The sequence below is a fragment of the Acinetobacter sp. YH12132 genome, assembly GCF_013418645.1.
GTDB lineage: Bacteria > Pseudomonadota > Gammaproteobacteria > Pseudomonadales > Moraxellaceae > Acinetobacter > Acinetobacter indicus.
Window position 1 is genome coordinate 56,664 of sequence record NZ_VPBR01000011.1, and the last position, 12,142, is coordinate 68,805.

The following is a 12,142-nucleotide window of genomic DNA, read 5'->3' on the forward strand; positions in this document are numbered from 1 at the left end:
AATTTAAAATAAAAAAAGAGCACCGTAGTGCCCTTTCTCTTTTTTGCTCACTTATTTCAGGTTCAGCTGATATACCGCGGTGCTGCCGCTGACTTCATTGCCCACCACCAGTAATGGCTGGCCATTAGGCGAGTCCTTTGCCGCAATAAAGACCAGACCTTCCGGGCCTAAATCACCGGCCTGCCCCAGCTCAATTTGTTCAGTGCTCGCACTCATCTCACGGCTATTCAGATACTGCACAAAACTTGGTGCAGATGGAGTCGATACATCATAGACCATCACCCCGCCAGCACGTTCCAGACCAATAAAGGCAAAGGTTTTGCTGCCAATCTGGCCCAGCGTCACGCCTTCAGGTTCAGGGCCTTTGTTGTCACTGCGGTTATCCATGCCTGCTTCTTCATGGTTGGCATTGAAAATTTCCGGATGATGCTCGGCAATGTACTGCTCAAAATCATCCCCTGAATCCCAGACCAGTTCCAGACCATTTTGCGCACTATTTTCTGTCCAGATACTGACCGAGCGTGCACCAAAACTATAAAGATGGTCATATACCAGATTGCCGCGTTCATTCAGCTTTGGCGTACCATCGGCATTTTTCTGGTAGCCTTCAGTCCAGGTAATATTCAGACGACCCAGCAGATGATCTTTACGGCAGTCACCAGCATTGCCTGCCGTGGCACCGCAGTAGCCAAAATTGTCCGGATTCAGCTCGGCACCTTTGGCCAGCTGGCTTAAGTGTGCCGGTAAATCATCGCCTAAACGGCGGGCAAAGCCATCGGCATGTACCAGATGTTTCACTCGCCATTCTTCTACAAAACCTTTGCTGGTGTCGTTATTAAAATATTCTGGTGTGTCTTCACCCCAGGCGCGTGCATCGCCTTCATTGGCCGTCACAATATAGGTTTTGCCGGCCACGTCAAAGCTGGCAATTGCATCTGGCATATACAGACCGCGCACATTGGCCCAGGTCTGGATCTTAATACTGCCCGTTCCATCGACACCATCGGCATCGCTGACATCCATGCCATTGCCGTCCAGACCATGGTCTTTAAAGCCCAATGGATATACCGCCAGTACTTTGGCATTGACCACATCAATTTTGGCCAGCGCATTGTTTTCCTGCAATGCGGCCCAAGCCGTTTTGCCATCTTGCGATACCGTAATATATTCCGGTTCAAAATCCTGCGCCGCAGTCGCATTTGGCCCGAAAATACGCACGCCCTGGGCACGCAGCACCGCTTCCTGTCCATTAAAGGCTTTAAAGTCTGCAGTGCGGACCACAGGCGCTGTTAAATTACTCAGCTGAATCACGGAAATTGAACCTTCCGGATCAACCTGATAATCGTCCGATGGCTCACCTTCATTGGCCACCAGCAGGGTTTGACCATCCGGGCTAAAAGTCAGCATATCCGGTAAGGCACCGACCTGCACATGCGCCAGTTTGCTCAGATCTTTGGCCTGATACAGCGCCACATAACCCGGATCAGTTTTGACGGCAGCCTGAATGGCAATTGCCACAATACCGTTATGCACCGCGACACTGTTTACTTCTGCGCCTTCGGCAATATCATGGACCTGAATTTCGGTAATTTTAACCGGCTGATTTGGCTGGCTTAAATCGAGTACATCCAGCACCCCGGCCTGCGCATTGACCACAAACAGACGTTTGCTGGCGGCATCATAGGCCGGAATTTCTGCGGCACTTTCTGCAAAAATACCTGACTGATAGGCCCCGATTTTGCTCAGTTCAATGGTATTTGGGGTTGGATCGACCGGTGCAGGACTGACCTGATCATCATCACTGTTACACGCTGCCATCCCCACGGCCAACATGGCCACCCAAAGTGATTTCAATTTTAATTTCATAGGTTTAATTTGATAGTGTTTAGAATATGAACAATTTATAAACATCCGGTTGCAGTGCCATGACGTTTTGATTGCAGTTTTCTGACAGGGTCAGGCCGTCACGCGGCAACGCTTTAGATACGATATCCGCGCCAGATTGTTTTACACTAGGCAAAATTCCACCATGCCCGCTAATTATGACTGCCACGCCAACCCATCAAGCCCTGCAACCCGAATTCAGATTGTTAGTGCTCTTGGTGTCGATTGGCTTTTTTATGCAGGGCCTGGATACCACCATCATCAACACCGCGTTGCCGGCCATTGCCGAGAATTTGCAGGAAGATCCGCTGCGAATGCACAGCGTGGTGGTGGCCTATGTATTGTCAGTGGCGGCCTGTATTCCCTTGAGTGGCTGGCTGGCCGACCGTTTTGGCGTGCGCAACACCTATTTTTCCGCCATTGTGATTTTCACCCTGGCCTCCATTGGCTGTGCCTATGCCAGCAGCCTGAATGAACTGCTGTTTTACCGGGTACTGCAAGGCATTGGCGGCGCGTTCTTATTGCCAGTTGGTCGTCTGGCGATGCTAAAAATCATTCCCCGCACCCAGTTTTTATCGGCCATGAGCCTGATGAGTCTGGCCGGTCTGATCGGCCCCTTAATTGGACCTACTTTGGGCGGCTGGCTGGTCGAAGTGGCCTCATGGCACTGGATTTTTCTAATCAATCTGCCGATTGGCATTTTAGGCGTCTTGATTACCTTTAAAGCCATGCCAAACATCACCGAGCCGAGCGTGCCGCAATTTGATTTCTGGGGATTTATCCTGTTATTGATTGCCATGGTCGGGCTGTCACTGGGTATTGAAAACGTGGCCAGTCCGCTGTACTCGCTGTGGTGGAGCATTGCGCTGGTTCTGCTGGGTCTGCTGAGTGCCGGCCTATATGCCTATCATGCGCATACCCATCAGAATGCCCTGTTTCGCAGCAAGCTGTTCCGGCACCGGATTTATGCAATCGGGATTCTTGGGAACTCGATTGCCCGGCTGGCCGGCAATTCAATTCCCTTTTTACTGCCGCTGATGCTGCAACTGGCCTTTGGCTTTGAGCCCTTTGTGACCGGCCTGATGATGATTCCGACCGTACTCGGTTCGCTGGCCTCAAAACCGATTATCCGCCAGCTGATTCAGCGCTTTGGTTATCGTCAGGTACTTATCACCAATACCTTGCTGGTCGGGGCCTGTATCGCCAGTTTTGCCCTGACCACGGCCGACACCCCCATCTGGCTACGTGCGCTGCATTTCTTTATTTTTGGTCTGCTTAATTCACTGCAGTTTGTGTCCATGAACACCCTGACCCTAAAAGATTTGCCGCAGCAAGATGCCAGCAGCGGCAACAGTTTCCTGTCGATGATCATGATGCTGTCCATGAGTATTGGCGTGGCCTTGGCCGGAACGCTGGTCAACCTGTTTAGTGCCTATTGGGGACCGGAACAGGTGGTCGCAGCCTTCCATGCCAGCCTGATCTGTCTGGGCAGTATCAACCTGCTGGCTGCAATGATTTTCTGGAAAATTCCGAAAAACACCCCGGTCTAAAGCCGCGTAGAACGCTAGCCGCCGCGCAGGCTTCGCGTTATGATCAAAATTGAATCCTGAAGATCTGCCTTGCCTATGTCTGCACGCCCTGCCCGCCGTTCTGTCCAGCCCCTGACTTATGCTGCGGTGGCCATCTGCGGCGTGGTGCTGATGGCGGCCTTGCTGTATTGGGGCGTTCTGCATACCCGGCCAGCCACCGCACAGGACTATCCGATTCAGGGCTTTGATGTTTCGCATCATCAGCAGCAGATTGACTGGCACAGGATTTCGCCGGAAAAATACCGTTTCGTCTATTTAAAAGCCACTGAAGGCGGCGATTTTAAAGACCGTAAATTTCAGGACAACTGGCTGGCCGCGCATGAACAGGGCTTTCTGGTCGGCGCCTATCATTTTTATCGGCTGTGTCGTGATGGTCAGGTGCAGGCACAGAATTTTATCGACAGCGTTCCGAAACAGGCCAACAGCTTGCCACCAGTGATTGATCTGGAATACGACAGCAACTGCATCAACACCTATACCCGGGAACAGTTGCTGCATGAAATTGGGGTGATGCATGACGCGCTGCAACAGCACTATGGCAAACAGCCGATTTTTTACATTTCCAGGAATTTTTATAATATTGTACTGGTCAATCAGTTCCCGCAGGTGCCGCTGTGGGTACGCGAATATCAAGGCAAACCGGCCTTAAGTGGCAATCCCGACTGGCTGTTCTGGCAATATAGCAATCGTGGCCAGATTACCGGCATTGCCACTCCGGTCGATCTTAATGCCTTTTATGGCGATGAACAGGACTGGCAACAGTTTCTGAAGGCCAACCAGATTGTGGAACCATCTAAACATAGTGCGGATACAACCCCTTAATACTCATACCAACAAGATAAAAATAAAAGCTGACAGGAATATTGTGCGAATGACACTGAAATACAAAATTTTGTCAGGTCTGCTTGGCCTGATGTTACTGCTGATTGCACTCATCATCTATATACTGCAGCCCTCCGGAAAAGTGCAGGATTTCCAGCCGTGGCTGTATCAGCCGGCAGCAACCGCACCAGCGGGCTACACGGTCAAATTCTTTGGCGTATCGACCTTACTGTTTGATGATGGCCAGCAACAGCTGTTGATTGATGGCTTCTTTAGCCGGCCCAGTCTGAGTCAGCTGATGTTTGGTCAAATTAACAGCCAGCCTATCGTGATTGAACATGCGATTGAGCTCCATCAATTGCAACGAACGCAAGCCATTCTGGTGACACACTCGCATTATGACCATGCGCTGGATGTCCCTCTACTTGGCCAATTGCTGCCGCAGGCTAAAATTATTGGTTCCCGAAGCACGCTGAATATTGCCCGTGGTGCTCACTTGCCCGAAAGCCAGTTACAGCAGCTGGTACCTTTACAACCGATGCAGATTGGCAACTTTACTGTCACCGCTTTCCCGTCCCAGCATACTCCGCCAACTGCAGTGAATAATGATCTGGGTGAGGAAATCCAGCAGCCACTGAGCCTGCCGGCACGGTTTTCGGAGTTTAAAGAAGGCCATAGCTTTGACTATCTGATTGAATATGAAGGTCATAAAAGTCTGGTCAAGGCCAGCACCGGTTTTATTCCCGAACAGCTCAAACAGCTACAGGTCGATCATCTGTTTCTGGGCATTGCCCAGCTGTCCAGGCAACCGGAACAGTATCAGCAGCAGTATCTGGCAGAAACCTTGCAGCACCTAAAACCCAAGGTGCTGATTCCCATCCATTGGGATGATTTTTTCCAGCCGCCAGAACAGCCGCTACAGTTTTTACCACATCTGGCCGATAATACCCCGAAGAGTCTGAATACCGTGATCAAGGCCGCAGCACAACAACAGACCCAAGTGCTGCTGCTCGATCAACTGTATGCTTATCCGCTAATGACAGCCACGGATGTCGCGCGTTAAGATGGTGCCATGAGAAAAATCATTCATATTGATATGGATGCGTTCTATGCCTCGGTCGAGCTAAAAGAGCGTCCAGAGTTACAACATCTGCCGGTGGTGGTGGCATCACATCATCCGCGTGCAGTGATTGTGGCCGCGTCCTACCCGGCGCGGGTGTTTGGGCTGCGCTCGGCCATGTCAATGAGTCAGGGCCGGAAACTGTGCCCGCAGGTGATTGTACTGGAACCGAATTTCCAGAAGTACCGGGAAGTGTCGGCACAAATCCATCAAATTTTTCAAAAATATACTGCAATCATTGAACCGCTGTCGCTCGATGAAGCCTATCTGGATGTTAGCGAAAACCTGCAGCAGCTCCCCAGTGCCACAGAAGTGGCAATGCGCATCCGCGAAGATATCTTTCAGACCACTGGCCTGACTGCATCTGCCGGCGTGGCACCCAATAAATTTCTGGCCAAAATTGCCTCGGACTGGCATAAACCAAATGGCCTCTGCGTAATCAAACCCTCGCAGGTGCAGGCCTTTATTCAGGATTTACCCTTAAAGAAAATTCCGGGCGTGGGCAAGGTCATGCAGGAAAAGCTGAAGGCCTTGGGTCTGGAAACCTTGGGCGATCTGCAACAGGTCGAAGAAGGCCTGCTGATTCAACGTTTTGGCAAATATGGCAAACGTCTGTTTTTATATGCACAAGGCATTGATGAGCGCCCCGTTCAGGCCGAACGCAAACGCCAGCAGATTTCCAAAGAAATCACCTTTGATGATGATTATGTCCTCAGCCAATGCACGCCCTACTGGCCACAGCTGCTGCAACAGGTCTGGGCCAGTCTGGAAAAAAAGCAGCTCTGTGCCCGCGGCGTGTCAGTCAAACTGAAACTGAAAAACTTTCAGGTGTTACAGCACAGCAAAAGCTTTCAGCATATTTTTACTCATCCGCAGCAGCTGGCACAGGCGTTACAGCTATTAATTGAGGAAATGCATATTTCGCCCCAAGAAAAGTTCCGGTTAATTGGCGTGGGAGTTTATCAACTGTCCTCACCAGCCCAGCAGCCACAGCTCAGCCTACTTTAGGCTTAAAATTGTGCAGGAATTGATCAAAAGAATAAAAATGATACAAAATGCGCTTCACAATGGGCAAAATTAGAGTAATCTATCTGCGCAATACATTTATCCATGTATGTGCTGAGATGCTGAAAATCACCTTTACTTTCAGCATGCTGTCCTGTGATTGGCGTGATGATCTATCCGAATATTACAGGACAACTCTGACGTTCCCATGGATGGCTGTATCGTCTCCCGCCTTGCTGTAACCTGCTTCTTTTTATCTGATTTTCTATCGCATTATCCCGATCTATTCCCTTCAGATCACCGGCTTTTTGCGTCCTAAAATTCCCATTTTTCAAATCAAAATCGCCACAAGATTGATGGATTTCTGTACCAACTCCGGCAGCGCTGGTGTTCTGTACTGGCGCTTCATGGCAATATAGTCACATTGCCAGAGCAGCCGAGGTGCTGCTTGCCCATCTACAGGATTTTGTTATGACCGTACAACGTTTACATGTCGCACAGCGCTATTCAGAAATTGCCATTTCAGGCCATCTGGTGCATTTGGCCGGCCAGCTGGCAGAAGACACCAGCCTGGATATTCGCGGTCAGACCCGCCAGACCCTTGAGATAATTGACCGTTTACTGGCTGAAGCCGGCACCGATAAAAGTCATATCATGTCGGTCATGATTTTCTTAAAAGATATCGAGCAGGACTATGCTGCCATGAATGAAATCTGGGATGCCTGGGTCGCCGATATTGAAGCGCTGCCCCGCACCTGTGTGGAAGCCAAGCTGTATCAGCCCGAAGTCCTGGTTGAAATGACTGTGGTCGCGGTTAAACCATAAAAATTTGAGATAAAAAGCATCTGTTTAGATGCTTTTTTTCAACCCAACGCGCCCATTCTGCGCGCTGAGGCCGGATAGAACGCCAATTTCTTTTTTGGCAGATCAAGCGCCTCCAGATTTTCAGCGCCCTCCAGTAACCCAAATTCTTCACGCAATTGCTGATATTCCGGCACCTGATCAAAGCTGATTACGGTATAACCGGCCATCCGCAGCAATTCATTCTGATACTGAATATGCTGACGTTTTAAGGTCAGGGTATCATCCAGGGTAATCACGGCCAGTACCTGATAAGCATCATCCAGCACCACAAAGTCCGCCACCATATTGCGGTATTTATTGCGGGTACGCGGCAGTTTGGTGGTCAGTAGTGCATCAAAAGACACATGGGTCAGCACGGTATGGGTCGGTAAAATTTCTTTTAGCCGGGTATAGGTCAGCTGCTCATTCAAACTGAAAATAGCGCGGCGTTTCAGGGTGCTGTCGGTCTGGCGTTTAGCCTGAATGGCATGCCTGGCTGCCATGATCAGCAACCCTGCCAGAATAAGACTTGCGAGAATAATATAAACGGTCATGAGGTTAATCCTTTAATACTCTATTCTTATAATTTATTCGGTATCTCACCGATTATTTTTCAAATACAAGTATAACGTTTTGCTTATTATAAATAGGTTAAATTTAAGAAACTTAAAGCAATGCTGACGAAAGATGCATAAACACTGACAGTCTGTTGCAGAGCAAGTTTCCAGGAAAAACCATCTCCTTGTTTTTCCTCAAGCTAATGTATACCAACTTTTATGAGCTTCACAATTCTTTTCAAACCGATTGTCTGACAAATCCGACAAAATGTGCGCCAGAAAAAAGGACGCACTTGGCGTCCTTTCCTGATTTAAGCACGGGATTTTGGCTTAGACCTGCCTTTGGTCTTTGCGCCGCCAAATGGACGTTTTTCACCAGTTTCACGTGGTGGCAAACCAGTGTGCTGGGTCAACATCTGGCCTTTTTTCGGACGATTCGACTGACCCTGATTTTGGCCTTGACCACGGTTACCATGTTGACCGGTACGTTTCTGTGAATCTCCGGCCAGCGTCGAGTTTTTCTTACGCGCCGACTGATACTGTCCTTCCGTGCCTTGCGGCTGATAGGTCGGAATCAGATGCTGCTTGGAATTGCCAATCAAATCGGCACGGCCCATCTCTTTTAAAGCCTCACGTAACAATGGCCAGTTGTTTGGATCATGGTAACGCAAGAAGGCTTTGTGCAGACGACGACGTTTCTCTCCTTTCACAATATCGACATCTTCGGTATAACGCGCCACTTTGGCCAGCGGGTTTTTACCGGTGTAATACATGGTGGTGGCGGTGGCCATTGGCGATGGATAGAAGGTCTGTACCTGATCGGCACGGAAACCATTCTTTTTCAGCCAGATCGCCAGGTTCATCATGTCGTAGTCGGTGGTGCCCGGATGCGCCGCGATGAAATACGGAATCAGATACTGTTCCTTGCCGGCTTCCTTGCTGAAACGATCAAACATTTGCTTGAAGCGGTCATAGGTACCAATACCGGGCTTCATCATCTTCGATAACGGACCTTTTTCGGTATGTTCTGGTGCAATCTTCAGATAACCCCCAACGTGGTGGGTCACCAGTTCACGCACATATTCCGGATTCAGTACCGCCAGGTCATAACGCAGACCGGAACCAATCAAAATCTTTTTAATGCCTTTAATCGCACGTGCTTTACGGTATAGCTGGGTCAGTGGTGCATGATCGGTATGCAGGTTCTGACACACGCCTGGGAATACACAGGACGGCTTACGGCAGTTCTTTTCAATTTCCGGATCTTTACAGTGCAAGCGGTACATGTTAGCGGTTGGACCACCTAAGTCCGAGATAATCCCGGTAAAGCCCGGTGCGGTATCACGGATTTTTTCCACTTCACGCAAAATCGACTCTTCCGAACGGTTCTGGATGATACGGCCTTCGTGTTCGGTAATCGAACAGAACGTACAGCCCCCAAAACAGCCACGCATGATGTTCACCGAGAACTTGATCATGTCGAACGCCGGGAAACGTGCATCGCCATAAGCTGGATGTGGCAGACGTGCATATGGCAGGTCAAACACATAATCCATTTCTTCAGTGGTCAATGGAATTGGTGGTGGATTAATCCAGACATCACGCTCGCCGTGTTTTTGCACCAAAGCACGTGCGTTGCCCGGGTTAGTTTCCAAATGCAGAATACGGTTGGCATGTGCATATAGCACCGGATCATTAGCCACGTCTTCAAAAGATGGCAAACGAATAACCGCCAGTTCACGTGGTGGCAGTTTATGCTTAATGGCTTTTGAGGCCGGTTGCAGCTGAACAATCTGCGTATCGGCATCCAGGTTGTCGCCTTCACGGACAATCGGATTGGCCACCATTTCTTTTTGGAAATTCTGGTACTGGCTTAAGCTGTTACCCTTTTCTTTTTCAACTTCACAGCCATCAATATCTTCGGTCATCACATAGGGGTTGATGATCGGATCGACACGGCCAATGGTATCGACATCATTGGAGGCGATTTCGACAAACTTGGCTTTGGCCGCACGGTTATGTTTATTGATAATAAAGGCAGTACCGCGCACATCGGTGATATCGGTAATTTTTTCGCCTTTGGCCAGACGGTGCATCACTTCAATAATGGAACGCTCGCCATTACCGTACATCAATAAATCGGCTTTTGAATCCATCAGAATTGAACGACGGACTTTATCTGACCAGTAATCATAATGCGCAATACGACGCAGTGAACCTTCGATCCCGCCAAGCAACACCGGCACATCCGGGAAGGCTTCACGACAGCGCTGGCAATACACGGTTGCAGCACGGTCTGGACGTTTGTTCGGGACATTGTCTGGTGAATAGGCATCATCCGAGCGGATTTTGCGGTCCGCGGTATAACGGTTGATCATCGAGTCCATATTTCCGGCGGTGACGCCCCAGGCAATATTCGGTTTACCTAAGGCACGAAAGGCCTCGACATTGGTCCAGTCAGGCTGCGCGATAATTCCGACCCGGAAACCTTGCGCTTCCAGCACACGGCCAATAATACCGGATACAAAAGATGGATGATCAATATAGGCATCGCCGCAGACCAGAATAAAGTCACAGCTATCCCAGCCGAGTTGGTCCATTTCCTCGCGTGACATCGGCAAAAATGGCGCGGGTTCAAAACATGACGCCCAATATTTGTCGTAATCAAACAACGCTTTCGGCGCGGTTTGAGCGGTATAAGCAGTAGACATGGCTAGCAATTCTCGGCTGGCAGATGGAAGATCAGAAAAGATCGAAAGATGAAAGCCGAGTATTTTAGCATGAATTCCAAGTGGCTTGCTTGATTATAATTTATACAAAATCAAGTTTTTAATTTTTAATCTGTGCCGTGGGTGCAGTGCTGCTTAATTTTTTCAGATATAGGGTCAATATCAGGCCCAACAACAGCAGACTTGCGATAAAGATCAATAAGCCAGGCCAGTCCCAGCGCTCCCAGATCAGACCGCTACCACTGCCGAGCACGCTCGAGCCCAAGTAATAGCAGAACAGATATAAAGATGAACCCACCGCCCGATACTGTAATGATTGCACCGTCACCCAGCTGCTACAAAGAGAATGTGCTGCAAAAAAAGCAAAGGTAAAAATCAGCAGCCCGACTAACACGACCGCCAGCTGATTCAGTAACATTAGCGCCAGACTGGCCCACATCACCAGCAGCATCAACGGTAACACTTTTTCCCGGCCAAACTTTTGTCCCCACTGTGCTGCCCGTGGTGAACTGTAAATTCCAGCCAGATAGGCCACAGAAATCAGCCCGATCCAGGTTTGTGGCAAAGCAAAAGGCGCATCCAGCAGATGATAGCTCATGTAGTTAAATACCGAGACAAAGCATCCCATTAGAATAAAGCCCTGAAGAAACAGAATTCTTAATTTTGGATCGGCCAGATTTTTGGCAAAGGCCTGTTTAAAACGCGACAATTGAATTGGATAGGACTGGAAATTCCGGGAATTGGGCAACAGCCAGTAAAACAGAATCGCAATCGCCAGGTTAATCACACCAATGATTAAAGTTGCATATTGCCAGGAAATAAAATCCACCAGGACTCCGGCAATTAAACGGCCACTCATGCCGCCAATTGCGGTGCCTGAAATATATAAGCCCATGGCAAAGCCAACATCTTTGGCCGCAATTTCTTCGCCAATATAGGTCATTGCCACCGCGGCCACCCCACTGACTGCCATGCCAATCAGGACACGGGTGCTGAGAAAAAATGACCACTGTGGCAATAAGGCACTGGCTATTAACAGTAAGGCCGCAGAGAACAATGCCACGACCATAATCGGTTTACGCCCGACCCGATCTGAAATCAGGCCGGTAAATAATAGAGCGGCGGCCAAAGCAAAGGTCGAAAAAGATAAGGGAAAACTACTTTGGGTCGGACTGACCTGAAAGAACTGGGCCAGAATCGGCATCATCGGTTGAACACAGTACAAGGCAGAAAAGGAGGCAAAACCGGCCAAAAACAAAGAGAGAAGAATGGCCTTAAACTGAGGAGAATCGTGCTCAATTTGCTGAGTCTGGCTTTGGGAATCTGACATATACACTCCAATTATGTTATGAGTATACGCCGGTTCCGGTTAAATGGGAGGCTTCAATTTCAACCGATTAAAAGCTGGTTTAAACGGAGAGAAGAACCCTCGATAAATTCTACTTTCTTAAGCACACAAATTCCCCGCATAAAAAAATCCCCCTGCTGTTTAAGCTAGGGGGATTTTGAATTAATGAGCTGGCGATGACTTACTCTCACATGGGTAACCCCACACTACCATCAGCGCTAAGAGGTTTCACTTCTGAGTTCGGG

General features: G+C 49.2%; 9 protein-coding genes. 5 read left to right on the forward strand and 4 right to left on the reverse strand.

The annotated features are described in order from the left end of the window. Positions 1-51: 51 nt before the first annotated feature. On the reverse strand, positions 52-1,866 hold the full coding sequence (locus FTU67_RS11055) for a choice-of-anchor I family protein (RefSeq protein ID WP_218946101.1): 1,815 nt from the start codon (positions 1,864-1,866) through the stop codon (positions 52-54). A 176-nt stretch (positions 1,867-2,042) separates the two neighbouring features. Between FTU67_RS11055 and mdtD the strand changes: the two genes are divergently transcribed. The 5 genes from mdtD (at position 2,043) to FTU67_RS11080 (ending at position 7,245) form a co-directional block, all read left to right on the forward strand. Further along, positions 2,043-3,434 carry a multidrug transporter subunit MdtD gene (mdtD, locus tag FTU67_RS11060; protein WP_005181486.1) on the forward strand — a complete coding sequence of 464 codons (1,392 nt, stop codon included), beginning with the start codon at positions 2,043-2,045 and terminating at the stop codon, positions 3,432-3,434. A 75-nt stretch (positions 3,435-3,509) separates the two neighbouring features. Then, positions 3,510-4,295, forward strand: coding sequence for a GH25 family lysozyme (locus FTU67_RS11065; RefSeq protein ID WP_180061734.1), 786 nt, complete (start codon positions 3,510-3,512; stop codon positions 4,293-4,295). Between the two features lie 49 nt (positions 4,296-4,344). Next, a complete protein-coding gene (locus FTU67_RS11070) occupies positions 4,345-5,358 on the forward strand; it encodes an MBL fold metallo-hydrolase (RefSeq protein WP_180061735.1) in 1,014 nt (337 codons plus the stop codon). A gap of 9 nt (positions 5,359-5,367) precedes the next feature. Beyond that, positions 5,368-6,423: a DNA polymerase IV gene (dinB, locus tag FTU67_RS11075; protein ID WP_180061736.1), complete on the forward strand. Its 1,056-nt coding sequence runs from the start codon at positions 5,368-5,370 to the stop codon at positions 6,421-6,423. Between the two features lie 468 nt (positions 6,424-6,891). After that, positions 6,892-7,245 carry a RidA family protein gene (locus tag FTU67_RS11080; protein WP_005181474.1) on the forward strand — a complete coding sequence of 118 codons (354 nt, stop codon included), beginning with the start codon at positions 6,892-6,894 and terminating at the stop codon, positions 7,243-7,245. Between the two features lie 38 nt (positions 7,246-7,283). Here the strand turns inward: FTU67_RS11080 and FTU67_RS11085 are convergent, their stop codons facing one another. The 3 genes from FTU67_RS11085 to FTU67_RS11095 form a co-directional block, all read right to left on the reverse strand. Continuing rightward, complete coding sequence (locus FTU67_RS11085) at positions 7,284-7,817, reverse strand: DUF2726 domain-containing protein (RefSeq protein WP_005181471.1); 534 nt, start codon at positions 7,815-7,817, stop codon at positions 7,284-7,286. Positions 7,818-8,131: 314 nt separating this feature from the next. Continuing rightward, positions 8,132-10,531 (reverse strand): YgiQ family radical SAM protein, encoded by a 2,400-nt coding sequence (locus tag FTU67_RS11090; protein WP_168381991.1) that lies wholly within the window; start codon positions 10,529-10,531, stop codon positions 8,132-8,134. Positions 10,532-10,649: 118 nt separating this feature from the next. Next, a complete protein-coding gene (locus FTU67_RS11095; protein WP_005181467.1) occupies positions 10,650-11,879 on the reverse strand; it encodes an MFS transporter in 1,230 nt (409 codons plus the stop codon). Between the last annotated feature and the right edge of the window lie 263 nt (positions 11,880-12,142).

Coding starts and splice junctions, on each gene's coding strand:
- FTU67_RS11055 (WP_218946101.1), bottom strand. CDS start 1,866: ATGAAATTAAAATTGAAATCACTTTGGGTGGCCATGTTGGCCGTGGGG.
- mdtD (WP_005181486.1), top strand. CDS start 2,043: ATGACTGCCACGCCAACCCATCAAGCCCTGCAACCCGAATTCAGATTG.
- FTU67_RS11065 (WP_180061734.1), top strand. CDS start 3,510: ATGTCTGCACGCCCTGCCCGCCGTTCTGTCCAGCCCCTGACTTATGCT.
- FTU67_RS11070 (WP_180061735.1), top strand. CDS start 4,345: ATGACACTGAAATACAAAATTTTGTCAGGTCTGCTTGGCCTGATGTTA.
- dinB (WP_180061736.1), top strand. CDS start 5,368: ATGAGAAAAATCATTCATATTGATATGGATGCGTTCTATGCCTCGGTC.
- FTU67_RS11080 (WP_005181474.1), top strand. CDS start 6,892: ATGACCGTACAACGTTTACATGTCGCACAGCGCTATTCAGAAATTGCC.
- FTU67_RS11085 (WP_005181471.1), bottom strand. CDS start 7,817: ATGACCGTTTATATTATTCTCGCAAGTCTTATTCTGGCAGGGTTGCTG.
- FTU67_RS11090 (WP_168381991.1), bottom strand. CDS start 10,531: ATGTCTACTGCTTATACCGCTCAAACCGCGCCGAAAGCGTTGTTTGAT.
- FTU67_RS11095 (WP_005181467.1), bottom strand. CDS start 11,879: ATGTCAGATTCCCAAAGCCAGACTCAGCAAATTGAGCACGATTCTCCT.